This is a genomic window from Mycobacterium sp. E2462 (assembly GCF_001672685.1).
In the GTDB taxonomy this organism is placed as follows: domain Bacteria; phylum Actinomycetota; class Actinomycetes; order Mycobacteriales; family Mycobacteriaceae; genus Mycobacterium.
Window position 1 is genome coordinate 15041 of the sequence record NZ_LZKC01000171.1, and the last position, 23216, is coordinate 38256.

Consider the following 23216-nt stretch of genomic DNA (forward strand, 5'->3'; position numbering starts at 1 on the left):
TGCCCGAACAGCCGTACAGCTTTGGCGGTGGCGGAGGGATTTGAACCCTCGGACGGTTTTAGCCGTCACACGCTTTCGAGGCGTGCTCCTTAGGCCGCTCGGACACGCCACCGCCGAGCAGCTTACCGAACCGATGCCCGCTCACCCCAATCGCTGGTTGGCGAAGAACATCTCCAGTGGCGCAGCGCACTCCGCGGCGAGCACCCCGCCGCGGACCTGCGGGCGGTGGTTGAGCCGACGATCGCGGACCACATCCCACAGCGAACCCACCGCGCCGGTCTTGGGTTCCCAGGCGCCGAACACCAGCCGCGCCACCCGCGCCAGCACCAGAGCCCCGGCGCACATGGTGCAGGGTTCGACGGTCACGGCCAGCGTGGCGCCCTCCAGCCGCCAGCCGTCCCCGAGCACTCCGGCCGCCGCACGCAGCGCCAACACCTCGGCATGGGCGGTGGGGTCGCTCAGCTCCTCGCGGGCGTTCACCGCCCGGGCCAGCTCGGAACCGTCGGCGCCGACCACCACCGCGCCGATCGGTACGTCACGCGGCCCCGCCGTCACCGCGACGGACAAAGCGGACCGGATCAGGTCTTCGTCAGAGATCACCGACCGAGCCTGACTGCGGCGACCCGCTTCGCCCGGCTCCCTCATTAGTGGCGACCCGCGGCGCCGGGCTTGCGATCGCCACGGCCGCGCTCGCGATCACCGACCGAGGCGGTCGATCACCGCCGACAGCTGATCGGCGAAGCCCATCTCGCGGGCGATGCGGCCGAGCTGCTCATCGGCGTAGAGGTCGGTCTCGTCGAGGATGACCCCCAACACCGCCTCCGGCAGCCCGATGTCGGACAGCAACCCCAGGTCACCCTCTTCGAAGGGGTCGGAATCCTCGAGGTCGTCGGGGTCGAGGTCGGCGTCCAGCTTGTCCAGGACCTCGGCGGCGATGTCGTAGTCCAGCGCGGCGGTGGCGTCCGACAGCAACAACCGCGTCCCCGACGGGGCGGGGCGCACGATCACGAAGAACTCGTCGTCAACGTCGAGCAGGCCGAACACGGCCCCGGAGCTGCGCAGCTCTCGCAGTTCCGTCTCGGCGGCCTTGAGGCTCGTCAGGGATTTGGCGGCCAAGGGAGAGCAGCGCCACTGGCCCTCTTCACGCACGACCGCGACGCCAAAACCGTCCGGCGTATCCGCGGACAGGCCCTGGGCAGAGGCCCGTTGTGCTCCCATGGGCGCTTACGGTAGTCCGTGACCAGGCCCCTGACCAGACGGCGCCGACCGCGCCCGCGACCCCGCCCCATCTGGCGGCGCCGCGGCTTGCCGAATGTGCCAACCTTTTAAGTGTGGCCAGCCCTTCCTCGCGAACTCCGGTGTGCGTGCTGGGGCTGGGGCTCATCGGAGGCTCGATCATGCGGGCCGCCACCGCGGCCGGCTACCAGGTGTTCGGCTATAACCGCTCGGTCGAGGGTGCCCACGGCGCGGTCGCCGACGGCTACGACGCGAGCACCGATCTAACCGCCACGCTGAACCGGGCCGCGGACACCGGCGCGCTGATCGTGCTGGCCGTGCCGGTGCCGGCGTTGGCGGGCATGCTGCGCCACATCGCCGACCTTGCCCCCGGTTGCCCGCTGACCGACGTCACCAGCGTGAAGAAGGCGGTGCTCGACGAGGTCGTCGCGGCCGGGCTGCGCGGCCGTTTCGTCGGCGGTCACCCGATGACGGGCACCGCGCACTCCGGCTGGACCGCCGGGCACGCCGGCCTGTTTACCGGCGCCCCGTGGGTGCTCAGCGTCGACGACGACGTGGACCCCGCGGTGTGGTCGCTGGCGATGCGGTTGGCCCTGGACTGTGGCGCGGTGGTGGTGCCGGCCCGGTCCGACGAGCACGACGCCGCGGCGGCCGCCATCTCGCACCTGCCGCACCTGCTGGCCGAGGCGCTGGCCGTCATCGCCGGCGAGGTGCCGCTGGCCTTCGCGCTGGCCGCGGGGTCGTTCCGCGACGGCACCCGGGTGGCCGCCACGGCCCCCGACCTGGTGCGCGCGATGTGCGAAGCCAACTCCGACCAGCTGGCGCCGACGGCCGACCGCGTCATCGAGCTGCTCAGCCGCGCCCGCGACGCGCTGGCCCACCACGAACCGGTGGCCGACCTCATCGAAGCCGGGCACGCTGCCCGGACGCGCTATGACAGCTTTCCGCGGTCCGACATCGTGCACATCGTCATCGGCGCGGAGAACTGGCGTCAGGAATTGGCCGCCGCCGGGCGCGCGGGCGGGGTGATCAGATCCGCTCTGCCAAGCCTGGATAGTCCACGATGAAACCGTCTTCGTCGACGCTCACGGTGGTATCGGAGATAGGTGACCGCAGCTTGATGCCGTCGAGGGTTCCGGTGCTGGTGTAATTCACCACGGCCGCCGTGACCGACATCTCCGGCAGGTTCACATAGACGACGGGCAGCGCCACCGAGTCCGCCCGCTGCTGCAGGCTCAGCCGCCGGATCGGCAGTGCGTTGAAGAACGGGCTGAACTCGACGTCGACATCGAGCGCACCGTTGTAGGCCGCGCGCCGCTCCCCCTGATGGTCGGTCACCAGCCACATGTTCTCGTCGTCGCGGGCGAACGAGATGACGCGCTCCCGCTCGGCGGAGGTGACCGTCATGCCGAGCCGCTTGGTCGCGCCCGTCTCGTCGGTCTGCAGGTCGTAATACGCGCCGAACGCCGGATTGCCGGGGGTGGCGGCCGCCACAATGCGGCCGTTGGCCTTGATTCTGTTGCCGGACACCTGTATTCGCACCGACTCCATCCGGGAGACGTCCTGGGCGCGCCACGTGAGCATTGCTTGCCACACGCGCCGACTGGGATCAGAGGGGGCTGCGTTCACTCATCTACCGTAAGACGTCCAGCCCGCCCGCGAGGGAAGTGCCCGATAAGTGTGGCGCAGTCGCCCGGCACCCGGCTGCGAGAGCCACACCGCCAAGGCGAGCAGGCCGTCGAGGGCGAGCGCCAGTACGGCCACCATGACGGCGCCCACCAGCGCCAGGGAGAACTCCCGCTCCTTGATTCCGTCGATGAGGTACCTGCCCAGCCCGCCCAGGCTGGCGTAGGCGGCGACGGTCGCGGTCGCGACCACTTGAAGCGTCGCGTTGCGTAACCCGCCCAGGATCAACGGCAACGCGTTAGGCACCTCGGCGCGCAACAACACCTGAGTCTCGGTCATGCCCATGGCCCGGGCGGCGTCGACGACCGTCGGCTCCACACTGGTGATGCCCGCGTAGGTGCCGGCCAGCAGCGCGGGGACGCCGAGCAGCATCAGGGCCACTATCGGAGGGCCCAGGCCCAGCCCGAACAGCAACGTCCCGAGCAGCAGCACCCCCAACGTCGGCAACGAGCGCAACCCGTTCACGGCGCCCACGACGAGCAGGGTGCCGCGGCGGGTGTGCCCGACGATCAGGCCGAGGGGAACGGCGATCAGCACCGACGCGCCCACCGCGATGGCGGTGTACTCGAGGTGCTCGAGCACGCGGGCCGCCAGGCCGACCGGACCCGTCCAGTTGTCGGCGGTCAACAGGTAGGTGACGGCCCTGCCCACGAAGTTCACCGGGCACCCCCCACAACTGGCGCGGTCACCGGACCCTGGCCGGTGGTGGCGCGTTCCCACGGGGCGGCCAGCCGGCCCGCCACGACGATGAGCACGTCGATGGCGATCGCCAGCACCAGCAGCGCGATGATCCCGGCGAGGATCTGATCGCTCTTATCCGTCTGGTAGCCCTGCGTGAACCAGGCGCCCAGGCCGCCGATGCCGATCACCGATCCCACCGACACCATCGCGATGTTGGTGGCCACCACCACCCGTAGGCCGGCGATCAGCACCGGAACGGCAAGCGGCAGTTCGACTTTGACCACGCGGACGAGGGGGCGGTAGCCGACCGCCGTCGCCGCGTCGCGCACCACCGCCGGCACCGCGTCGAGCGCCTCGAGCACCGCGCGCACCAGCAGGGCCGCGGTGTAGGCGGTGAGCGCCACCATGACGTTGGCCTCGTCGAGGACGCGGGTGCCGATGATCGTCGGCAGCGCCACGAACAGCGCGAGCGACGGGATGGTGAATACCACCCCGGCAACCGCCGTCGTCAGCCCGCGGGCCAGCGGGATCGGCCGCACCGCGGCGCCCAGCGGCACCGCGATCGCCAGCCCGATGAGCACCGGTACCAACGACAACCGCAGGTGCACGACCGTAAGCCGCCAGGCGTCGTCGAGGTGGGTCAGCAGATAATGCATCGCCTAGGGCCCCGACGCCCGTCGCCGCGCGTCCACCGCGGCCAGCACATCCTCGGCCGACACCCCGCCGATCACCTTGCCGCCCTCGTCGACGGCGACGCCGACTCCCGACGGGGACGACAGCGCGGCGTCCAGCGCCTGGCTGAGGTTTCCGCGCGGCAACAAGAGCGAGCCGACGGCGCCCACGCTGTCGGCCAGCGCGGCGCCGGCCGCGCACCGGCGCAGCCCCTCGGCGTCGAGCCACCCAACGGGCGCGCCCGCCTGGTCCACCACCAGCGTCCAGTCGCCCGAACGATGTTGTCGTGCAACAGTTTCAGCGGTCACGCAGTCGAGCTCGCGCAAGGGCAGGCCAGTGGCGTCGAGGAGCTGCAGCCACCGGTAGCCGCGGCCCAGGCCGATAAACCTGGCCACGAAATCGTTCGCGGGGTGCGACAGCAACCGCGCGGGCTCGTCGTATTGCTGCAGGACGCCACCCTTGAACACGGCGACCTTGTCGGCGAGCCGGAGCGCCTCGTCGATGTCGTGAGTGACGAACACGATGGTCTTGTGCAATTCACTTTGCAGCCGCAAGATCTCGTCCTGCAGGCCGTGACGCACCACCGGGTCGATGGCCGAGAACGGCTCGTCCATCAGCAGGATGGGCGGGTCGGCGGCCAGCGCCCTCGCCACCCCGACCCGCTGTTGCTCACCGCCGGACAGCTGTGCGGGATAGCGGGTGGCGAGCTTGGTGTCCAGGCCGACGCGCTCGAGCACGTCGTAGGCGGCGGCGCGCGCGGCCCGGCGGGGCTGCCCCCGCAACACCGGGACCGTCGCCACGTTGTCGATCACCCGCTGATGCGGCATCAGCCCCGCGTGCTGGATGACGTAGCCGATGCCCAGGCGCAGCGTGACGGGGTTGCGGGTGGCCACGTCGGTACCGTCGATCGTGACGGTGCCCGACGTCGGCTCGACCATCCGATTGATCATCCGCAGCGCCGTGGTCTTGCCGCTACCGGAGGAACCGACGAACACGGTCAGCTTCCCCTCGGGGACGGTCAGATTCAGTTCGTCGATCGCGGTGGTGCCGTCGGCGAACGCCTTGCGCACCTTGTCGTAAACGATCACGTCACCCCGATCGGATGGTTGAAACCGTTGTCGCGAACCCAGTTTCGCGCCGCCTGGTCGGGATCCATGCCGGAGTTACCCGAGACGGCGGCGTTGAGGCCGGCCACCCCGGCCGTGGTCAGTTTCGCCGACACGGCGTCCAGAACGTCGCGCAGCCGTCCCGACTTCTTCTGCGAGTTAAGCAGCGGCACAATGTTTCCGGCCAGAAAATTGTGCTCCGGATCGTCGAGGGCAACCAGGTGATTCTGCAGGATCGCGGGCGAGGTGCTGAACACGTTGGCCGCGTTGACCCGCCCCTCGGTGAGCGCCCGCACCGTCACCGCGCCGCCGCCGTCGTCGATCGCCAGGAAGTTCCCGGGCCGGATCACCAGCCCGTATTTCTGCCGCAGTCCCGGCAGACCGGCGGGGCGGGTGGCGAACGCCGCGGGCGCCCCGAATCGGACGTCGGCCGAGTGCGCCGCCAGATCGCCGATCGATGTGAGGGACCAGGAGTTTGCGGTCCGGTCCGTGACCGTGACGGTGTCGGTGTCGCTGGCCGGCGACGGGGTCAGCACCGCCAGGTCGGCGGGCAGCCGCCCGCCCAACTCCCCCTCGACGGCGTCGAGGGTGGTGACCCGGGATTCAGGCGCGAAATAAAGCAACAGGTTGCCGATGTATTCCGGCACCAGGTCGATGGAGTGGTCCTTGAGCGCCGGGATGTAGGTCTCTCGGCTGCCGATCCCCATCCGCCGGCCGACATCGAACCCGTTGGCCTGCAACGCTTGTGCGTAGATTTCGGCGATGATCTGCGATTCGGTGAAGTCGCCGGACCCGACGACGATCGACGTCGGGCTGCGCACCTGCGCTCCGAGCGGATCGGAGTTGCCGCACGCCGCCGCGACGCACGCCGCCGTCATCCACACTGCCGCCTGAGCGATCGCGCCATACAGCCGCGGCAGGAGCGTCATACCGCCGACACTAACGTCTCGGACGGCCTCGCGACCGGCCCTGCGCAAACCGGGGTGAGCGGTTTGGTTTCATTCCGCGCCGGATCGGACAAAGATGACACTATGAGCAGCAACACCCCTGCGCCCGGCCAGCCGCCGCACAAGCCTGTCGCCCCGCCGCCGACCGGCGCGGCCGCCACGCCGCCGGCCGGGGCGGCGCGCAAGGATCCGGCGATCCCGTTCACCCGCGCCGGCGCGTTGTGGTCGTCGCTGACCGTCGGCTTCCTGATCCTGATCGCCCTGCTGGTTTTCATCACCCAGAACACGGCGTCGACGCGGTTTCAGTTCCTGGTGTGGCACTGGAGCCTCCCGTTGGGGGTGGCGATCCTGTTGGCGGCGGTGGTCGGCGGGCTGATCACGGTGGCGGTCGGGACCGCGCGCATCGTCCAACTGCGCCGCGCCGCCAAGAAGAATCACGCGGCCACACTGCGCTAGGCCGGTTGCCGGTCGACTAACCCGGCAGCTTGGCGAGTTCGGCCAGGCCGCGCGAGACGAGCGGCGCCACCACCTCGGGCGCGTGCTCGCTATCCGTCAGGCCGCGGGCCTGGTCGGACATCCGCCGACGGAAGTCGATGCCGGCGGCGATGATGGCCAGCTTGAAGTAGGCCAACGCCATGTAGAACTCCCAATGCGCCAGCGGTAGGCCCGCGACCAGCGAGTAGCGGTCCGCGAGTTCGTCGGCGTTGGGCAGCAGCGGTGAGGTCCAAGCCGCTTGCGCGTTGACGATGAGGTCCAGCGCCGGATCGCGGTACACGCACATCAGCGCCGCGTCGGAGAGCGGATCGCCCAGCGTCGAAAGCTCCCAGTCGACGACCGCCCGCACCGTCGTCGGGTCGTCCGCGTCCAGGATGGTGTTGTCGATGCGGAAGTCGCCGTGCACGATCGAGGTCCGGCTCTGCTGCGGAATTGCCGCGTTCAGGCCCGCGTGCAGCCGCTCCACGTCGGCGTCGCGCCGATCGTCCGGGAGCCGCACCAGCGCCCACTGCGAGCCCCAGCGCCGCACCTGGCGCTCCAGGTATCCGCTGGGCTTGCCGAAATCGCCGAGGCCGACGGCGTCCGGGTCGACGTTGTGCAGATCGACCAACACCCGGATCAGCGAGTCGACGCAGCTGCCGATCACGGTGTGGCTGAACGACTCGAGCTGACCACGGCGGCGGACCACCTGCCCGGCAACGAATTCCACGATCTGGAAGGGCGCCCCCAGCACCGCGTCGTCCTTGCAGAGCGCGACCGTGCGGGCCACCGGGACGGGCGTGTCCTGCAGGGCGGCGACCACGCGGTATTCGCGGGCCATGTCGTGCGCCGACGGGGTCAGGCCGTGCAGCGGCGGGCGTCGCACCAGCCAGCTGGTCGCATCGTCGTAGACCCGGAACGTCAGGTTGGACCGCCCGCCGGAGATGAACTCGCCACGCAACTCGCCGTCGCGTTCGATGCCTAGGGAACGCAGGTACCGATCCAGCGAGGCCAGGTCGAGGCCCTCGAGTTGGTCAGCTGTAGTCACCGATCTTGTTTACCATCGCGGCCGGCGGCGGGCTGCACCACCACGGCATCGTCGGGCGTCGTCGGGCCTCGGCGGTCTCGTCGATCACGCCGAGCCGCCACCCGTCGCGTCATCGAGCAGCCGCTGGTTGCGGGGCAACAGATCCCACACGTGCTCGGTGGTGTTGACCGCGGCCACGGTGGCTTGCCCGGACCGGGAGTACAGCAGCCGGGTCACCGACGCGTAGTCGACTGGGAACGACAACAGCCGCGCCGTCCCGAGGATTTCGTGCAACAGCACGTTGATCACGCCGCCGTGGCTGAACACCGCCACCGTGTCCTCGGGGTCGGCGGCGGACACCAGGTCGCCCACCGCGGCGCGGACCCGGTCGCGGAACGCGTCTTCGTCGACGGCACTGGGCAGGTGGCCCTGCGCCAGGCGCGCCCACTCCTCAGGCATCTCCGCGCGGATCTGCTCGACCGGGATGTAGAGCTTGAGGTCGCGGTCGTACTCGGCGAAGCGATCGTCGATCTCGACCGTCAGCTCGCGGGCCGCCGCGACGGGTTCCGCGGTCTGGATCGCACGCCGTTGCGGACTGCTCACCACCCGCGAGATGGGGAACCGGGCCAGCGCGTCGGGGAGCCGCTCGATCTGCGCTATTCCCTCCGCCGAGAGCTCCGGGTCGGAGCCTTCGCCGGGTTCGCTGCGCAGCGGTAGGGCGTGGCGGACCAGAAGCAGTTGCATGGGATCGTCCCGTCGTCGGTGGGCTGGCCCTGCCAGCCTTGCATGCGCCGCGCGGACCGGCCCACCGGAGAATGCTATTCTCCGCAGCGAGAGTGGGGTGTGCGGACAATGGCGACTGCCGAGGGAACCCAAGTGCAGCCGGGCGTGCTTGGGCGCTGGCTTGACGCGAACGATGCGCCGGGAGCCGGGGAGGAACCCGTCCTGGAACAGCTCAGGGGCGGCTCGCAGAACACCCTGTACCTGATCCGGCGCGGTGGACAACGCCTGGTGTTACGCATGCCCGGCCCGCGCGCCGACGCCGCGCGAATCGACGGCCTCCTCAGGGAGATCCGGTTGGTGCGGGCGCTGGCGGGGACCGACGTCCCGCACGCCGCGCTCGTGGCCGCCGACGAGACCGGCAGCGTTCTCGGGATGCCGTTCTACGTGATGCAGGCGATCGACGGGTGGAGTCCGATGGACGGCGGATGGCAGGCGCCGTTCGACACCGACCTGCAGGCCCGGCGGCAGCTGGCGTTCGAACTGGTCGAGGGCGCGGCCAGGCTCGGCCGGGTCGACTGGCGCGCGCAGGGGCTCGACGGCTTCGGCCGGCCCGACGGCTTCCACGAGCGGCAGGTGGACCGGTGGTTGGCCTTCCTGAACTCGTACAAGGTCCGCGACCTGCCGGGGCTCGACGACGCCGCGGATTGGCTGCGCCGCAACATTCCCGTGCGGTACCGCCCGGGCATCATGCACGGGGACTACCAGTTCGCCAATGTCATGTTCGCGCACGGGAAGCCGGCTCGACTGGCCGCAATCGTGGACTGGGAGATGACGACCGTCGGGGACCCGCTGCTGGACCTGGCCTGGGCGCTGTTGGGATACGACGGCGACGAACCCAGCACCGACGGCTTCTACCTGGACATGCGCGGGATGCCCGCCCGCAGCGAGCTGCTGGAGCGCTACGAGGCGGTCAGCGGGCTGTCCACCGAGAACATCGGCTATTACCTGGTGCTGGCCAACTGGAAGCTGGGCATCGTGCTGGAGAAGACCTATGCCGCCGGGGTACGGACCGGCAAGGTTGACCCCAAGATCAGCGCGGCCTTCGGTTCGATGATTCCCAAGCTCATCGCCACGGCCGCCGAGCTCGCCCGCGCCCAGCCTTCCGGTGGCCGCTGAAATGGGTTATGCCGACACCCTTTTCGACCTCACCGACCGGGTGGTGTTGATCACCGGCGGCAGCCGGGGCCTTGGCCGCGAGATGGCGTTCGCCGCCGCGCGGTGCGGAGCCGATGTGGTGATCGCCAGCCGCAACATGGACAACTGCGTGGCCACCGCCAGAGAGATCGAGGCCCAGACGGGCCGCTCGGCGCTCCCCTACCAGGTGCACGTCGGCCGCTGGGACCAACTCGACGGGCTGGTCGAGGCCAGCTACGACCGGTTCGGCAAGGTGGACGCGCTGATCAACAACGCCGGCATGTCGCCGCTCTACGACAAGCTCACCGACGTCACGGAGAAGTTGTTCGACGCCGTGGTCAACCTGAATCTCAAGGGCCCGTTCCGGTTGTCGGCGCTGGTGGGTGAGCGGATGGTGGCGGCGGGCCGCGGGTCGATCATCAACGTCAGCTCCACCGGGTCGCTGCGGCCGGACGGCGGCATCATTCCGTACGCCGCCGCTAAGGCCGGACTGAACGCGATGACGGAGGGCCTGGCGCGCGCCTTGGGCCCCACCGTGCGGGTCAACACGCTGATGGCAGGACCCTTTCTCACCGACGTGAGCAAGGCCTGGAATCTCGAGGCCGCCGAGACCGCGCCGTTCGGTCATCTGTCGCTGCGGCGCGCCGGTGATCCTCACGAAATCGTCGGCGCCGCACTGTTTTTGGTGTCCGACGCGTCCAGCTTCACCACCGGGTCCATCGTGCGGGCCGACGGCGGGATCCCCTGACACGAGGAGAATCGAATGGCCTGGGACTTCTCCACCGAGCCCGAATTCCAACGGAAGCTCGACTGGATCCGCGGGTTCGTGCGCGACGAGGTGGAGCCGCTGGAGGTGCTGTTCGGCGGCTGTGAATTCCTGCCGCTCAACGACGAGCGCCGCCGCATCGTCGACCCGCTCAAACAGCGGGTCCGCGACGAGGGCCTGTGGGCGCCCCACCTGGGCCCGGAATTGGGCGGCCAGGGATTCGGTGCCGTCAAGCTGACCCTGATCAACGAGATCCTGGGCCGCAGCCCCTGGGCCCCCATCGTGTTCGGAACGCAGGCGCCGGATACCGGCAACGCCGAGATCATCGCCCGCTTCGGCACCCCGGAACAGAAGGACCGCTACCTGGCGGGCTTGCTGTCCGGCGAGATCTTCTCCTGCTTCTCCATGACCGAACCGCAGGGCGGCGCCGATCCCCGCGTCTTCACGACTCGCGCCGAGCGCGACGGCGACGGCTGGGTGATCACCGGCCGAAAGTACTTCTCGTCCAACGCCTCCGTAGCAACCTTTTTCATCGTGGTGGCCATCACCGATCCCGACGTACCTGTGCACCGTGGCGCGTCGACGTTTTTGATCCCCGCCGGCACACCGGGGCTGTGCGTCGAGGCCACCCACCATCTGGTGGGCGCCGAACCGCACGAGCCCGGTCACTCGCTGGTCCACTACGACGCGGTGCGGGTGCCCGCCGCGGCACTGCTGGGCGAGCCGGGGCAGGGCTTCCATATTCTGCAGACGCGGCTCGCCGGTGGGCGGTTGCACCACGCGATGCGCTCGATCGGGATGGCACAACGCGCCGTGGAGATGATGAGTCGGCGGGCGAAAAGTCGTTTCACCCAAGGCAGTTCGTTGGCCGACAAGCAACTCGTGCAGCAGTTCGTCGCCGACTCCTACACCGAGCTGATCCCGTTCCGGTTGACCGTGCTGCACGCCGCCTGGCTGATCGACAGCGGCGACGAGCTGGCCGCCCGCGCCGAGATCGCCGCGTGCAAGATCCTGGCGTCACAGGTGCTCAAGTCCATTGGGATGCGGGCGATTCAGGTGCACGGCGCGCTCGGCCTCACCGACCAGCTGCCCCTGGTGAACGTCTTGTTGGGCGGCATCGCGCTGGGCCTGGCCGACGGCCCCACCGAGGCGCACAAGGTGAACCTGGCGCGGATGCTGCTCAGGGACTATGACGCCGAGGACAGTGAATGGCCCAGTGAGATGCTGGCGGTGCGGCGCGCGGCCGCGCGCGCCAAATACGGTGAGCGCGTTGACCTCTAGGGTCGCGGCGGCGGTCGAGCGCGCGCTCGACGAGCGGCAGCGCGAGGCCACCGCGGAGGTGGAGCGCATCCTGGCCGCCGCGGTGCGCGTCATGGAACGGGTGGCGCCCGACCCGCCGCGGGTCAGCGACATCGTCGCCGAGGCCGGGTCGTCGAACAAGGCTTTCTACCGGTACTTCGCGGGCAAGGACGATCTGATCCTGGCCGTCATGGAGCGCGGCGTCGCCCTCGTGGTGTCTTACCTGCAGCACCGGATGGCGAAGGAATCGACGCCGCGCGACCAGATCGCGCGGTGGATCGAGGGCACGCTCGCCCAGGTGGCCGATCCCCACCTGATCAGCATGAGCCGGGCCGCGGCCGGGCAGCTGCCAGTCGCCAGCCGGACGGCCGACCGGGAGATACTGCGACCGCTGCGCGCGCTACTGGTCGAACCCGTTGCGGCGCTGGGCACCAGCGACGTCGAACGCGACGTCGAGGCAGTCTTCGGCTGCACCGCCCACACCCTGCGGCACTACGTCGGCTCGACCGAGCGGCCCACGGCCGACGACATCGCGCATGTGGTGCAATTCTGTCTACACGGACTGGGAGTCAGCTGATGCGCGCTGTGATTTGCCGGGCCTACGGCACGCCGGAGGATCTCGTCGTCGACGACGTCGACGACCCCGTACCCGGTCCCGGTCAGCTGTTGGTGCGGGTGCGCGCCGCGGCGGTCAATTTCCCCGACGTGCTGTTCATCGCGGGCAAATACCAGGTCAAGATCCCGCCACCGTTCATCCCCGGCAACGAAATCGCGGGCGAGGTCATCGCCGCCGGCGAGGGAGCGTCGTTCACCCCGGGCCAGCGGGTGGCCGGAACGACGTTCGGGGCCTTCGCCGAGCGGGCGCTGCTGGACGCGGCCCAGGCGCAGAGCGTGCCCGACGACGCCGACTTCGCCTCCGCCGCGGCCTTCGGCGTCACCTATCGCACGGCCTACCACGCCCTGCGGTCGACCGCGGCCGTCGCACCGGGCGACTGGGTGGTGGTGCTGGGCGCCGCGGGCGGGGTCGGGCTCGCCGCGGTCGATCTGGCGGTCGCGATGAAGGCTCGCGTGCTGGCCGCCGCGTCGAGCGCGGACAAACTCGCGCTGTGCCGCGAGCGCGGCGCCGAGGCCACCGTCGACTACGACCGCGAAGACCTCAAGTCGCGGATCCGCGAGCTCACCGGCGACGCCGCGCGCGTGGTGCTGGATCCCGTCGGCGGCGGGTACGCCGAACCGGCGCTACGCGCGCTCGCCCGGGGCGGCACCTTCGTCACGCTGGGCTACGCGACGGGCACCATCCCCGCGATACCGCTGAACCTGGTTCTGCTGAAGGATATCTGCGTGCGGGGCATGGAGATTCGCACCTTTATGGCCGACCATCCCGAGCAGGGCGCGCGCGACCTGGCCGAGCTGTCGCAGATGTTCGCCGACGGCACCGTTCGGCCCTACATCGGCGCCCGGTTCCCGTTGGCCGAGACCGCCGCCGCGCTGCGCTACGTGGCCGATCGAAAGGTGTTGGGCAAGGTCGTCATCGACGTCGCCTGACCGGGTTAGGGCGTGACGATGTTGAATCCGGGGTCGGGTCGATCCAGCACACCCAAAAAGGCTTGCAGCGCAGACGCATCCCCGGAGACCGTCAGCCCCGGTGACGTGAAATCGCCGAAGGCGACGGCCAGCAGCCGGTCCTTGCCGGCCAGCTCGAGGGTGACGGTGGCCGTGGCCGGATCCGCGGGCGCCTGACGGTGGACCAGCACGCCGTTGCGCAAGGTCAGCCGGTAGTTGATGGCCGCATCGGCGAACGCGAGGTCGATGGTGATGTCGAGGCCCCAACCGCGCGGCCCGTCGACGCGGATGGCCAGGCTGTCGAAGATCTGCTCCGCAGAGAGCTGGGCGAGCATGGTCGCCGAGGCGACCTGCGCCGCCGTGCCGAGGTTGCCGTCGCGCAGTTCCGTCGCCCCGCTCAGGAAGAAGTTGCGCCAGGTGGCGTTCTCGGCCCCGTAGGCCAGCTGCTCGAGGGTCGAGGCGTACAGGCCGCGGGCGCCGGGATGCTTGCTGTCGGTGAACATCGCATGGTCGAGCAGGGTTGCGGCCCAACGGAAGTCACCGCCATCGAAGGCCTGCTGGGCCAGCTCGACGACACGGTCGATGCCGCCCATCGCCGCCACGTAACGGGGCGCCAGCGCCTCCGGCGGGTGCGGCCACAGCCGCCCCGGGTTGCCGTCGAACCAGCCCATGTATCGCTGATAGATCGCCTTGACGTTGTGGCTGACCGAGCCGTAGTAGCCGCGGGCGTGCCACGCCCGCTCCAGCGCCGGCGGCATCTGGAACATCTCGGCGATCTCCACGCCGGTGAATCCCCGGTTGAGCAGCCGTAGCGTCTGGTCGTGCAGGTAGGCGTACAGGTCGCGCTGCAGCGACAGGAACGCGACGATGTTGTCGCGCCCCCAGGTGGGCCAGTGATGCGACGCGAACACCACGTCGGCGCGGTCACCGAAGGCGTCGATCGCCTCCGTGAGGTATCCCGCCCAGGCGCGGGGGTCGCGCACCAGCGCGCCGCGCAGGGTCAACAGGTTGTGCAGGTTATGGGTCGCGTTCTCGGCCATGCACAGCGCGCGAAAACCCGGAAAATAGAAGTGCATTTCGGCCGGTGCCTCGGTGCCCGGGGCCATCTGGAACTCGATCTCGACGCCGTCGATGATGTGCGTCTCACCGGTGGCGCGGATGTCGACGGTCGGGACGATGATGGCCACCTCGCCCGTCGACGCGGCCTGACCTAGCCCGCACCCCACCTGGTCCCGGGGCCCCCGGGGCAGCAGCGACCCGTACATGTACGTGGCGCGGCGGGTCATCGCGGGCCCGGCGTAGACGTTCTCCTGGACGGCGTGTTCGGTAAAGCCTTCGGGCGCCAGGACGGCCACGGCGCCGGAGTCGACCTCGGCCTGCGAGGTGACGCCGAGGACGCCGCCGAAGTGGTCGACGTGGCTATGGGTGTAGATCACCGCCACGACGGGCCGGTCGCCGCCCCGGTGCTCGCGATACAGCTGCAGCGCCGCCGCGGCGACCTCCGTCGACACCAGCGGGTCGATGACGATGACGCCGGTGTCGGTCTCGACGAAGGTGACGTTCGAGAGGTCGAACCCGCGGACCTGGTAGATCCCCGAAACCACCTCGTAGAGACCCTGTTTGGCGGCCAGGGTCGACTGCCGCCACAGGCTTGGGTGCACCGAGGCCGGCGCCTGGCCGTCCAAGAAGGCATACGCGTCGTTGTCCCATACCACTCGCCCGTCGGCCGCCGTGATGACGCAGGGCGACAACGCGGCGATGAAGCCGCGGTCGGCGTCGGCGAAGTCGGCGGTGTCGTCGAAAGGCAGGTGGTGCGCTCGATGCGCCGACTCGATCACTGGGCTGACAGGTGTGCGGTCCACGGCCGCTACATTGCCATTAATCCGCCATTCCGCGCAGGCCATTCACGCTGCTTTACGCCGACCAATTAATGAACACAGAAACAATTTCTCGGGGGCCTGGATCTCAGGCTCAGTTAACCCTCATACTGCCTCCACGGCCCTCAATGCCGAGGACCGCAACTTCGGGCAAAGGAGTCCAGGTGAAGCGTGAACTGACGATCGCCGCGGTAGGAGTGGCAATTCTGGCCGCGGGCATTTCCGGCTGTTCGAGCAACAAATCGTCGAACGGCAGCTCCGGCGGGAACACCTCGGGCGGCGGCAGCGGCCCCACGGTGACCATCGACGGCAAGAACCAGAACGTGGCCGGCTCGGTGGCGTGCAACACCGCCGGCGGCACCGTCAACATCGCGATCGGCGAGAAAGCCACCGGCATCGGGGCGGTCCTGAGTGACGGAAACCCCCCGCAGGTGAAGTCGGTGGGCCTGGGCAACGTCAACGGTGTCACGCTGGCCTACACCCAAGGCGGAGTCGGCGGTAACGCGTCGGCGACCAAGGACGGCAACCACTACAAGATCACCGGCACCGCGACGGGGGTCGACATGGCCAACCCGACGCAGACGGTGAACAAGCCCTTCGAGATCGACGTGACCTGCTCTAGCTAGGGGTCTCCGGCCGGCGGTTGCCATTCGCCCCGTTGAGTGGCAACCGCACCGTGAACGCGGTGCGGCCGGGCGCGCTGTCCACGCTGATCGTGCCGTGGTGCGCTTTGACCACCGCCGACGCGATCGCCAGGCCCAGCCCGGTGCTGCCGCCCTTGCGGGAACGGGAGGAGTCGCCGCGCGCGAAGCGCTCGAAGACCTCGGACTGCAGTGTCGCGGGGATTCCGGGTCCGTTGTCGATGACCTGGAGCACGGTGTCCTCCGGCTCGGCGGCCAACCGCGTGGTCACGACGGTGCCGGCGCCGGTGTGGACGCGGGCGTTGGCCAACAGGTTGGCCAGCACCTGGTGCAGCCGGGCCGCGTCGCCGGTGACCATGACCGGCTCGTCGGGCAGGTCGAGTTCCCACTGGTGGTCGGGCCCGGCGACGTGCGCGTCGCTGACGGCGTCCACCGCCAGCGCCGACAGGTCGACGGGTTCGCGTTCCAGCGGCCGGCCCGAGTCCAGGCGGGCCAGCAGCAGCAGGTCCTCGACGAGGCGCGTCATCCGCTCGGTCTCCGACGCCACCCGGCTCAACGCCTGCGCGACGGCCTCGCGGTCGTCACCCATGCGCTGGGTCAGCTCGGTGTAGCCACGGATCGCCGCCAGCGGGGTGCGCAGTTCGTGGCTGGCGTCGGCGACGAACTGACGGACCCGGGTCTCGCTGGCCTGCCGCGCGGACAGCGCGGCCGCGATGTGGTCGAGCATCCGGTTCAGGGCCGCCCCGAGCTGGCCCACCTCGGTCGCGGGGTTCGCGTCCGATTCCCGCACCCGCACCGGCAATTCGACCTCACCGCGCGACAGCGGCAGGTCGGCCACCTTGCTCGCCGTCTGGGCGACGCGGCGCAGCGGCGCCAGCGCACGGCGGATGATGACGACGCCGGCGGTGGTCGCGGCGCCCAGCGCGACCGCCGTGACGATCCCGAAGATCACCAGCATCCGCATCAGGGTGGCGTCGATGTTGGCCATGGACAGCCCGGTGACGATGACGTCGCCCCCGTTGCGGCTGGGCGCGGCGATTACCCGGTAGCGGCCCAAGCCGTTGAGATCCAGGGTGACGGGCCTACGGCCGTCGGCGATTTCGGCCAACTGGCGCTGGGCCGTAGGCGTCAGCTCGGCGCGCTCGCCGCTGGCCGTGGTATAGCCGGCATCGACCGTCTGCCCGTGGCTGACGACCGCGGCCACCATGCCCGCCGGCTGGCCCGGCGCGTCCAAAAAGCGCGGACCGGGGCCCGGCCTGGGGTAGAAGTGCTGATGCCGCCATCCCGAATGCGGCGGATCGGGATACATCAAGGCGGACCGGTAGGAGGTCCCGGCGAGCTGCCCGTCGAGTTGCTTGACCAGGTGGTGGTTGAGCGCCAGCTCCGTGACCGCGGTGATGCCCACGCACACGCAGGCCAGGACGACGATCTGCCCGACGAGCAGCCGCAACCGAAGGGACCAGACCCGCCCCGTGTCAGCGGGCCGGCTTGAGGACATAACCTGCGCCGCGCAGCGTGTGAATCATGGGTTCGCGACCATTGTCGATCTTCTTGCGCAGGTAGGAGATGTAGAGCTCGACGATGTTGGATCGGCCGCCAAAGTCGTAGCTCCACACCCGGTCCAGGATCTGCGCCTTGCTCAGCACCCGCTTGGAGTTGCGCATCATGAAGCGCAGCAACTCGAACTCGGTGGAGGTCAACGAGATTGGCTCACCGGCGCGGGTGACCTCGTGGCTGTCCTCGTCCAGAACCAGGTCTCCCACCACCAACTGGGCCCCGCTGTCCACCGTCGTCACGCCGGTGCGGCGCAACAGCGCCCGCAGCCGCAGGACCACCTCTTCGATGCTGAACGGCTTGGTGACATAGTCATCGCCGCCGGCGGTGAGCCCGGCGATGCGGTCCTCGACCGCGTCCTTGGCCGTGAGCAACAGCACGGGCAGTTGCGGATTCTCCTCGCGCAGCTTGTGCAGGACGTCGAGCCCGCTCATGTCGGGCAGCATCACGTCGAGGACGACGACGTCGGGTCGCTGGGCACGCGCGGCCGCGATGGCTGTCGCGCCGTCACCGGCGGTGGCGATGTTCCAGCCTTCGTACCGAAGGGCCATCGACACCATCTCGGCCAGGACGGACTCGTCGTCCACCACCAGGACGTTGATCGGGTTGCCGTCGGCACGACACATCACGACCCGCTCTACGGAAGTTCGGGGCTGTGTCACAAGTTCCAGTATCCGCCGGGCTCTAGGCCGCCGCTATGACATACCTATGCGTGTCCTGTGAAACGAAATCGCGCGACTGCAGAGCAGCCGCGCGATGCCGTTTTTCCAGCGGGTTAGTACCAGTAACGCCGTCCGGCGACCGGGCGGCCCACCGAGCCCAGGATCCACAGGATGGCCCCGATGACCAGCAGCACCACACCCAGCGTGGTGAGAATCGGTACGTGGACGAAGTACCCGAGAACTAGCAGGACAATTCCCAAGATGACCATGTCAACTCCGTTCAGGTGAGGGGTTAGAGGTGAAACGTTGGCATCGAACTCGGTTGCGGCAGGTGGCAATCCGCAACTTTCGGGTTGACGCCAAAGTAATTCAATGGACCCGCGATCACGGTCACCGCGACGGTGCCCGCTGATGCGCAGGTTGTCTGGTCGTTCTTGAAGTAATCGCGCTGCCACGCTGCGATCACTCCGATGATCAACCAAACCAGGGCAACCGAGCTGATAATGCCGCTGCCACGCATGGTGACCTCCATTGTGGTCGAGAAAAGGTTTCTCGTGGAGCGAGTAGTTACCCATTCGACTCATGTCTAAACCTGCATTCGGCTAGCCGTTGCCGAGGGCTTTGGTCAGCAGGCCGGCGAGTCGCTGCTGCTCAGGCTGCCCCAGGCGATCGGTCAACGGCGCCAGGAGATCGCCGATTTTCCCCAGCACCACCACCTCCAGACGCCGCGCTTCCGCCGTCAGGCAGACCCGCACCGACCGGCCGTCGGCGGGGTCGGCCTTCTTGCGAAGCAAGCCGCGCTGGGTGCCTCGATCTACGAGGCCACTGACGGTGGAGCGCTCGAGACCCAGGTAGCCGGCCAACTCGGCCATGGTCGGTTCGCGATCCCGCAATATGCCGAGCACCCGCAGCTGAGTCAGCGACAGATCATGTTCGGCCGCAACGCGACTCAACGCCGCGACCACCGTGAACGACATCTGCACCAGGCTGTCTCTCAGATCCTCCGCCGTGTCCATGGCTGAACTATAGCTTGCAATAGTTCGTATTACGATCTATTTTAGTTCCCAATGCGAACTATTTGAGGAGGGTCCGATGCGCGCTGCCGTCGTCACCGCATTCGACAAGCCGCCGAGCTACCGCGAGTTCCCCGACCCCGTCGCGCAGTCGCCGGGCGAGGTTGTCGTCAACGTGGTTGCCGCAGGACTGAGTCCGCGGGTCCGCTCCCAAGCCAACGGGTCGCACTACACGAGTTCCGGTGTGCTGCCGCTGGTGCCCGGCATCGACGGGGTCGGGCGCGCACCCGACGGAAGTCTGCGTTACTTCGTCCTGCCCGAGACCACCCTCGGTGCGATGGCCGAGCGGACCGTCATCGCCCCACGCCGCAGCGTCGAGTTACCCGACGACGTCGACCCGATTCTGGTGGCCGCAGCGGCGAACCCGGTGATGTCCTCGTGGGTAGCGCTGCGGCAGCGGGTCCAGTTCGCCCCCGGGCAAACGGTTCTCGTGCTGGGCGCCACCGGAAGCTCCGGGCGGCTGGCGGTGCAGGTGGCCAAGCACCTGGGCGCCGGTCACGTCATCGGCGCGGGGCGGGACGCGCAGCGGCTCGCGACACTGCCCGGTCTGGGGGCCGATGGCGTCGTGCAACTCGGCGGGCCCGCGGCACTCGCCGAACTGGCCGACCTGGCCCGCGACGTCGACGTCGTCGTCGACTACCTGTGGGGCCCGATCACCGCGGAGCTGATGGCCGGCATCGCGGCCGTGCGCACGGACCCAGGAAAACCGTTGACCTGGATCGAGATCGGCGCAGTCGCCGGCGCTTCGGCCGACATCGCCTCCGCGGCGCTTCGCTCGTCGCGCCTGCAGATCGTCGGCAGCGGCCAAGGGTCGGTGTCCGCCGCCGACTTCCTGGTCGAGATGCCAGCGCTGATCAGCGAAATCACCGCGGGCACCTTCGATGTCGCGGCTCGCGGGGTCCCGCTCGCCGAGGTGGAGTCGGCGTGGTTAGCCACCGACGTCGACGAGCGGATCGTGCTGACGCCCTAGTCGCCGTGAGTCCGACCGTGGCCGACGGGAGAGGCGCCGGCCACGGTGACGGACAGCGGACACAACCACGAGCGGCGCGGCGTCAGTGCCAATGGCCGCGATCGCGCGGCTCTCCGTCGCGGAAGTGGTCGTCGTGGCAGCGCCCCTGATCCCAGTTGCCGCCCCAGCCCGGGTCCCAGAACTGCCCCGGGCACCAGTGGTAATCCGGCAGCGGCGCCGGCTGGGCTTCGGCCAGCGCCGCCGCCCCCACACCGACGAGCCCCAGTCCGGCGCTCATGACCAACGATGACGCTGCAATGCGAATTGTTTTGTTCACGCCGACCTTTGTACCCGCGCGGCCGAGTCGATCAACGCATCTGAATCATGTTGTGACATAACGTCTTTACAACACAGCCGTCCCCCTAGCCGCGGAGCAAATCGGCAAAATCCCGTTCCGCCGCAAGGTGTTACGTTGCTCGCCCCGCCGCCCGCACCGGGCAGGCCACGCGCGCAGAGCCACCTATTCGGTTTGCTGTCAACGAGTTCGGCGCGACGGCGGCCGCGGGCCGTTTTGCCGCAGGGCCGCGGCCGCCCGTCGCACCCGCTGCTGCGCGGCGATTGCCGCCGGCGGCCGACCGGCCTCCCGGCGCGGTGCGTCGGCTATCGGAGTCGAGGTCAGCCGGCCCGGCGCTGGGCGGACACGTACACCGTCGGCGGCATCGCGTCCTCGTCCCCCGACGGCAAGGCGCGACCGTAACGGGCCATCAGCTCGGGGAACGTCAACGCCGCCACGTCCCAGCCACGCTCGCGCAACCAGGCGTCCACGGCGGTGCGCTCCTCCGGGTACCAGAGGTCGCCGTAGTCCGTGACTTCACCGTCGACCAGCTTGGCGGCCACGTCCCGCATCCGCCGCTCGTCCTCGCGCTGACGCGCCACCAGAGCCGGGTCGGTGAAGCCCGCGCCCGGCACGTTAGACGCCAGCCAGCTGCCTGGGACGCTGAGCGAGTGGATCCGCTCGAACAGCAGGTCCTGGGCCTGCGCCGGCAGGTAGCGGACGAGACCCTCGGCCGACCACACCGCCGGGCGCGACGCGTCAAAGCCCGCCTCCTGCAACGCTTTCGGCCAGTCCTGCCGCAGATCGATCGGAACGTTGACCAGTTGCGCCGTCGGGCTGGCGCCGTGCTGACGCAGGGTGTGGGACTTGAAATCGAGCACCTTGGGCTGGTCGAGTTCGTAGACGACCGTGCCGTCGGGCCAGGGGAGCCGCCACGTGCGCGCGTCCAGGCCGGACGCCAGGATGACCACCTGCCGGACCCCCGCGTCGGCCGCGTCGAGGAAGAAGGAGTCGAAGAAGGCGGTCCGGGTCGCCATGAAGTCGATCATCAGCTGGATCCGCGACCGCACCTCCGGCTCGGCCTCGACGGCCTTGGCCAGCAACTCGGGATCGGTGTAGATGCTCCACATGCCGGGGCCCGCAGCATCGACGAACACGCGCGCGAACGGATCGTTGATCAGCGGGTTCTCGCTCGCCGTCTCCGCGGCCCGCGCCGCCGCAACCCCCAGTGCGGTGGCGCCCACGCTGTGCGTGATGTCCCAGGAATCGTTTTCGGTCCGCGGCATCGTCGTTCCCCTTCCCAGAAAGTAAGTTATGCACACTATTCTTCCAGCCGCCGCCGCCCAGCGGCCGCTCGCCGGCCCTGGCCTACGCTTTTCCCAGAGGGTCCACAGGTTGGAAAAGGAGTGCCATGACACCGCAGGCCGTGGACTTGGCCGCCGTCGCCGAATGGATGTCGACGCAGGGGCTCGGCGAGGGTCCGATCCAGGACGTCGCCACCGTCACCGGTGGCACCCAGAACGTGATGTTGCGTTTCACCAGGGCCGGGCGTCCCTACGTGTTGCGGCGCGGACCGCGACACCTGCGTGCCCGCAGCAACAGCGTCATCCTGCGGGAGACGAAAGTCCTTGCCGCGCTGGCTGGTTCGGACGTTCCGCACCCGCATCTGATCGCCACCTGTGCGGACCCCGCCGTCCTGGGCGACGCCGTCTTCTATCTGATGGAGCCCATCGACGGGTTCAACGCCGGCGAGGGCCTGCCGCCCCTGCACGCCGCCGACCCCGGAGTGCGGTTCCACATGGGGTTGTCGATGGCCGACGCGCTGGCCAAGTTGGGCGCCGTCGACCACGTCGCGGTCGGTCTCGCCGACTTCGGCAAGCCGGAGGGATTTCTCGAGCGCCAGGTGCCCCGCTGGCTGGGAGAATTGGACTCCTACAACCAATACGACGGTTACCCGGGGCCGCAGATCCCGGGGGTGCGGGAAGTCTCGTCCTGGCTGGAGCAACACCGGCCGGCCCAGTGGACGCCTGGCATCATGCACGGCGACTACCACGCCGCCAATGTCATGTTCTCGCGCACCGGCCACGACGTGGTCGCGATCGTCGACTGGGAGATGAGCACCATCGGCGACCCGCTGCTGGACCTGGGCTGGCTGCTGGCCACCTGGCGCCAATCCGACGGTTCGGCGGTGTTCAGCCACGCCCTGGGCGGGCAGGACGGATTGGCCAGCACCGACGACCTGTTACAGCGGTACGCCGCCAACACCAGCCGGGACCTGACGCATCTGACCTGGTACGTGGTGCTGGCGTGCTTCAAGCTGGGCATCGTCATCGAGGGGACCCTGGCCCGCGCCTACGCGGGTCAGGCGGACCGGGCCGTCGGTGACCAACTGCACGCGGCCACCGTGTATCTGTTCGAGCGCGCGTTGCGGCTCATCGACAACGAGGCTTGAGCTACTAGCATCTCGTTCGTGCCGCCGTATCCCGAAGAACCCGATTACTACTCCGAGCCCACCGCGGCCGCGCGCTACGGCGGGTATTACGACGCCGCGCCCGAACCGCCGCCGCCGCCGACTCCGTGGTATCGCCGACCGGCCGCGCTGGTCGCCGCCGGCGCGGTCGGGGTGGTGCTGCTGGCGGCGCTGGACGGTGCCGGTGTGGTTGTGGTGGCGGGGCTTTGGGCCGGACCGCCCGAGGTCAGTTTGACCACCGTGAACACCAGCGCCGCCAGCAGCACCACCCCGACCGCGCAG

27 protein-coding genes, 1 tRNA gene and 1 pseudogene are annotated in these 23216 nt (G+C 69.3%); 11 read left to right on the forward strand and 18 right to left on the reverse strand.

What is annotated here, in order from left to right; translation table 11 throughout:
• Positions 1 to 22: 22 nt before the first annotated feature.
• From A5714_RS08120 to A5714_RS08130, 3 genes are all read right to left on the reverse strand, one after another.
• Positions 23 to 112: transfer RNA gene (locus tag A5714_RS08120), tRNA-Ser, on the reverse strand.
• 29 nt (positions 113 to 141) lie between these two features.
• A complete protein-coding gene (locus A5714_RS08125) occupies positions 142 to 600 on the reverse strand; it encodes a nucleoside deaminase (protein WP_068284449.1) in 459 nt (152 codons plus the stop codon).
• Positions 601 to 696: 96 nt separating this feature from the next.
• Positions 697 to 1218: a tRNA adenosine deaminase-associated protein gene (locus tag A5714_RS08130; protein WP_068071349.1), complete on the reverse strand. Its 522-nt coding sequence runs from the start codon at positions 1216 to 1218 to the stop codon at positions 697 to 699.
• A 140-nt stretch (positions 1219 to 1358) separates the two neighbouring features.
• On the opposite strand from A5714_RS08130, the gene A5714_RS08135 reads away from it, so the two are divergent.
• On the forward strand, positions 1359 to 2303 hold the full coding sequence (locus tag A5714_RS08135; RefSeq protein WP_082959629.1) for a prephenate dehydrogenase: 945 nt from the start codon (positions 1359 to 1361) through the stop codon (positions 2301 to 2303).
• On the opposite strand, the gene A5714_RS08140 is transcribed toward A5714_RS08135, so the two are convergent.
• The 5 genes from A5714_RS08140 to A5714_RS08160 are packed head-to-tail and all read right to left on the reverse strand — an operon-like array spanning position 2266 to position 6310.
• Complete coding sequence (locus A5714_RS08140) at positions 2266 to 2865, reverse strand: putative glycolipid-binding domain-containing protein (protein WP_068071345.1); 600 nt, start codon at positions 2863 to 2865, stop codon at positions 2266 to 2268. The genes A5714_RS08135 and A5714_RS08140 overlap by 38 nt on opposite strands.
• The gene (locus A5714_RS08145; RefSeq protein ID WP_068071343.1) at positions 2866 to 3582 is read right to left on the reverse strand and encodes an ABC transporter permease; all 717 of its coding nucleotides are present in this window, start codon (positions 3580 to 3582) and stop codon (positions 2866 to 2868) included. It abuts the gene before it with no gap.
• On the reverse strand, positions 3579 to 4259 hold the full coding sequence (locus tag A5714_RS08150) for an ABC transporter permease (RefSeq protein WP_068071342.1): 681 nt from the start codon (positions 4257 to 4259) through the stop codon (positions 3579 to 3581). The genes A5714_RS08145 and A5714_RS08150 overlap by 4 nt, the downstream gene beginning before the upstream one ends.
• 3 nt (positions 4260 to 4262) lie before the next feature.
• On the reverse strand, positions 4263 to 5363 hold the full coding sequence (locus tag A5714_RS08155) for an ABC transporter ATP-binding protein (protein ID WP_068284451.1): 1101 nt from the start codon (positions 5361 to 5363) through the stop codon (positions 4263 to 4265).
• Entirely contained in the window at positions 5360 to 6310 is a 951-nt protein-coding gene (locus tag A5714_RS08160) for an ABC transporter substrate-binding protein (RefSeq protein ID WP_068284453.1), read from the reverse strand. Before A5714_RS08160 ends, A5714_RS08155 begins: the two co-directional genes overlap by 4 nt.
• Positions 6311 to 6412: 102 nt before the next feature.
• On the opposite strand from A5714_RS08160, the gene A5714_RS08165 reads away from it, so the two are divergent.
• Positions 6413 to 6784, forward strand: coding sequence for a lipopolysaccharide assembly LapA domain-containing protein (locus A5714_RS08165; protein ID WP_068284455.1), 372 nt, complete (start codon positions 6413 to 6415; stop codon positions 6782 to 6784).
• Positions 6785 to 6800: 16 nt separating this feature from the next.
• Here A5714_RS08165 and A5714_RS08170 read toward each other — a convergent pair whose 3' ends face one another.
• Positions 6801 to 7850, reverse strand: coding sequence for a phosphotransferase family protein (locus A5714_RS08170; RefSeq protein WP_068071334.1), 1050 nt, complete (start codon positions 7848 to 7850; stop codon positions 6801 to 6803).
• An 84-nt stretch (positions 7851 to 7934) separates the two neighbouring features.
• On the reverse strand, positions 7935 to 8573 hold the full coding sequence (locus A5714_RS08175) for a histidine phosphatase family protein (protein WP_068071332.1): 639 nt from the start codon (positions 8571 to 8573) through the stop codon (positions 7935 to 7937).
• 108 nt (positions 8574 to 8681) lie between these two features.
• Between A5714_RS08175 and A5714_RS08180 the strand changes: the two genes are divergently transcribed.
• The 5 genes from A5714_RS08180 to A5714_RS08200 are packed head-to-tail and all read left to right on the forward strand — an operon-like array spanning position 8682 to position 13356.
• The gene (locus A5714_RS08180; RefSeq protein ID WP_068284457.1) at positions 8682 to 9728 is read left to right on the forward strand and encodes a phosphotransferase family protein; all 1047 of its coding nucleotides are present in this window, start codon (positions 8682 to 8684) and stop codon (positions 9726 to 9728) included.
• Between the two features lies 1 nt (position 9729).
• Positions 9730 to 10494, forward strand: coding sequence for an SDR family NAD(P)-dependent oxidoreductase (locus A5714_RS08185; RefSeq protein WP_068284459.1), 765 nt, complete (start codon positions 9730 to 9732; stop codon positions 10492 to 10494).
• A gap of 15 nt (positions 10495 to 10509) precedes the next feature.
• A complete protein-coding gene (locus A5714_RS08190) occupies positions 10510 to 11793 on the forward strand; it encodes an acyl-CoA dehydrogenase family protein (protein WP_068284461.1) in 1284 nt (427 codons plus the stop codon).
• Positions 11774 to 12388 carry a TetR/AcrR family transcriptional regulator gene (locus A5714_RS08195; RefSeq protein ID WP_068284462.1) on the forward strand — a complete coding sequence of 205 codons (615 nt, stop codon included), beginning with the start codon at positions 11774 to 11776 and terminating at the stop codon, positions 12386 to 12388. The genes A5714_RS08190 and A5714_RS08195 overlap by 20 nt, the downstream gene beginning before the upstream one ends.
• The gene (locus A5714_RS08200) at positions 12388 to 13356 is read left to right on the forward strand and encodes an NADPH:quinone oxidoreductase family protein (protein ID WP_068284464.1); all 969 of its coding nucleotides are present in this window, start codon (positions 12388 to 12390) and stop codon (positions 13354 to 13356) included. Before A5714_RS08195 ends, A5714_RS08200 begins: the two co-directional genes overlap by 1 nt.
• 5 nt (positions 13357 to 13361) lie before the next feature.
• Here A5714_RS08200 and A5714_RS08205 read toward each other — a convergent pair whose 3' ends face one another.
• Entirely contained in the window at positions 13362 to 15236 is a 1875-nt protein-coding gene (locus A5714_RS08205) for an alkyl/aryl-sulfatase (RefSeq protein ID WP_231975835.1), read from the reverse strand.
• A gap of 179 nt (positions 15237 to 15415) precedes the next feature.
• Between A5714_RS08205 and A5714_RS08210 the strand changes: the two genes are divergently transcribed.
• On the forward strand, positions 15416 to 15877 hold the full coding sequence (locus tag A5714_RS08210) for a lipoprotein LpqH (protein WP_068071320.1): 462 nt from the start codon (positions 15416 to 15418) through the stop codon (positions 15875 to 15877).
• On the opposite strand, the gene A5714_RS08215 is transcribed toward A5714_RS08210, so the two are convergent.
• From A5714_RS08215 to A5714_RS08230, 5 genes are all read right to left on the reverse strand, one after another.
• Positions 15870 to 17390 carry a cell wall metabolism sensor histidine kinase WalK gene (locus A5714_RS08215; RefSeq protein WP_068071318.1) on the reverse strand — a complete coding sequence of 507 codons (1521 nt, stop codon included), beginning with the start codon at positions 17388 to 17390 and terminating at the stop codon, positions 15870 to 15872. The genes A5714_RS08210 and A5714_RS08215 overlap by 8 nt on opposite strands.
• Positions 17368 to 18072 carry a two-component system response regulator TcrX gene (gene tcrX / locus A5714_RS08220; protein WP_068071316.1) on the reverse strand — a complete coding sequence of 235 codons (705 nt, stop codon included), beginning with the start codon at positions 18070 to 18072 and terminating at the stop codon, positions 17368 to 17370. Before tcrX ends, A5714_RS08215 begins: the two co-directional genes overlap by 23 nt.
• A 149-nt stretch (positions 18073 to 18221) precedes the next feature.
• The gene (locus tag A5714_RS25995) at positions 18222 to 18377 is read right to left on the reverse strand and encodes a DUF6131 family protein (protein WP_156671101.1); all 156 of its coding nucleotides are present in this window, start codon (positions 18375 to 18377) and stop codon (positions 18222 to 18224) included.
• 23 nt (positions 18378 to 18400) lie between these two features.
• Positions 18401 to 18640: a hypothetical protein gene (locus A5714_RS08225; protein ID WP_068071314.1), complete on the reverse strand. Its 240-nt coding sequence runs from the start codon at positions 18638 to 18640 to the stop codon at positions 18401 to 18403.
• Positions 18641 to 18710: 70 nt separating this feature from the next.
• Positions 18711 to 19124, reverse strand: coding sequence for a MarR family winged helix-turn-helix transcriptional regulator (locus A5714_RS08230; RefSeq protein ID WP_068284468.1), 414 nt, complete (start codon positions 19122 to 19124; stop codon positions 18711 to 18713).
• Positions 19125 to 19200: 76 nt separating this feature from the next.
• Between A5714_RS08230 and A5714_RS08235 the strand changes: the two genes are divergently transcribed.
• Positions 19201 to 20151 (forward strand): zinc-binding dehydrogenase, encoded by a 951-nt coding sequence (locus A5714_RS08235; protein ID WP_068284470.1) that lies wholly within the window; start codon positions 19201 to 19203, stop codon positions 20149 to 20151.
• Positions 20152 to 20233: 82 nt separating this feature from the next.
• Here A5714_RS08235 and A5714_RS08240 read toward each other — a convergent pair whose 3' ends face one another.
• Together A5714_RS08240 and A5714_RS08245 are read right to left on the reverse strand one after the other, a co-directional pair.
• On the reverse strand, positions 20234 to 20428 hold the full coding sequence (locus tag A5714_RS08240; protein WP_197513613.1) for a hypothetical protein: 195 nt from the start codon (positions 20426 to 20428) through the stop codon (positions 20234 to 20236).
• Between the two features lie 377 nt (positions 20429 to 20805).
• Positions 20806 to 21750 carry a class I SAM-dependent methyltransferase gene (locus A5714_RS08245; RefSeq protein WP_068284472.1) on the reverse strand — a complete coding sequence of 315 codons (945 nt, stop codon included), beginning with the start codon at positions 21748 to 21750 and terminating at the stop codon, positions 20806 to 20808.
• 125 nt (positions 21751 to 21875) lie between these two features.
• Here A5714_RS08245 and A5714_RS08250 point away from each other — a divergent pair, with 125 nt between their 5' ends.
• Both A5714_RS08250 and A5714_RS08255 read left to right on the forward strand, forming a co-directional pair.
• On the forward strand, positions 21876 to 22916 hold the full coding sequence (locus A5714_RS08250; RefSeq protein ID WP_068284474.1) for a phosphotransferase family protein: 1041 nt from the start codon (positions 21876 to 21878) through the stop codon (positions 22914 to 22916).
• 18 nt (positions 22917 to 22934) lie between these two features.
• A pseudogene (locus A5714_RS08255) lies at positions 22935 to 23216 on the forward strand (hypothetical protein); the annotation flags it as partial.

What these genes read in the sequence shown, in the direction of transcription:
- A5714_RS08130 (WP_068071349.1), bottom strand. Translation starts at nt 1,218, where the DNA reads ATGGGAGCACAACGGGCCTCTGCCCAGGGCCTGTCCGCGGATACGCCG.
- A5714_RS08150 (WP_068071342.1), bottom strand. Translation starts at nt 4,259, where the DNA reads ATGCATTATCTGCTGACCCACCTCGACGACGCCTGGCGGCTTACGGTC.
- A5714_RS08160 (WP_068284453.1), bottom strand. Translation starts at nt 6,310, where the DNA reads ATGACGCTCCTGCCGCGGCTGTATGGCGCGATCGCTCAGGCGGCAGTG.
- A5714_RS08165 (WP_068284455.1), top strand. Translation starts at nt 6,413, where the DNA reads ATGAGCAGCAACACCCCTGCGCCCGGCCAGCCGCCGCACAAGCCTGTC.
- A5714_RS08175 (WP_068071332.1), bottom strand. Translation starts at nt 8,573, where the DNA reads ATGCAACTGCTTCTGGTCCGCCACGCCCTACCGCTGCGCAGCGAACCC.
- A5714_RS08180 (WP_068284457.1), top strand. Translation starts at nt 8,682, where the DNA reads ATGGCGACTGCCGAGGGAACCCAAGTGCAGCCGGGCGTGCTTGGGCGC.
- A5714_RS08185 (WP_068284459.1), top strand. Translation starts at nt 9,730, where the DNA reads ATGGGTTATGCCGACACCCTTTTCGACCTCACCGACCGGGTGGTGTTG.
- A5714_RS08190 (WP_068284461.1), top strand. Translation starts at nt 10,510, where the DNA reads ATGGCCTGGGACTTCTCCACCGAGCCCGAATTCCAACGGAAGCTCGAC.
- A5714_RS08200 (WP_068284464.1), top strand. Translation starts at nt 12,388, where the DNA reads ATGCGCGCTGTGATTTGCCGGGCCTACGGCACGCCGGAGGATCTCGTC.
- A5714_RS08215 (WP_068071318.1), bottom strand. Translation starts at nt 17,390, where the DNA reads ATGTCCTCAAGCCGGCCCGCTGACACGGGGCGGGTCTGGTCCCTTCGG.
- tcrX (WP_068071316.1), bottom strand. Translation starts at nt 18,072, where the DNA reads ATGTGTCGTGCCGACGGCAACCCGATCAACGTCCTGGTGGTGGACGAC.
- A5714_RS25995 (WP_156671101.1), bottom strand. Translation starts at nt 18,377, where the DNA reads ATGGTCATCTTGGGAATTGTCCTGCTAGTTCTCGGGTACTTCGTCCAC.
- A5714_RS08225 (WP_068071314.1), bottom strand. Translation starts at nt 18,640, where the DNA reads ATGGAGGTCACCATGCGTGGCAGCGGCATTATCAGCTCGGTTGCCCTG.
- A5714_RS08230 (WP_068284468.1), bottom strand. Translation starts at nt 19,124, where the DNA reads ATGGACACGGCGGAGGATCTGAGAGACAGCCTGGTGCAGATGTCGTTC.
- A5714_RS08235 (WP_068284470.1), top strand. Translation starts at nt 19,201, where the DNA reads ATGCGCGCTGCCGTCGTCACCGCATTCGACAAGCCGCCGAGCTACCGC.
- A5714_RS08240 (WP_197513613.1), bottom strand. Translation starts at nt 20,428, where the DNA reads ATGAGCGCCGGACTGGGGCTCGTCGGTGTGGGGGCGGCGGCGCTGGCC.
- A5714_RS08245 (WP_068284472.1), bottom strand. Translation starts at nt 21,750, where the DNA reads ATGCCGCGGACCGAAAACGATTCCTGGGACATCACGCACAGCGTGGGC.
- A5714_RS08250 (WP_068284474.1), top strand. Translation starts at nt 21,876, where the DNA reads ATGACACCGCAGGCCGTGGACTTGGCCGCCGTCGCCGAATGGATGTCG.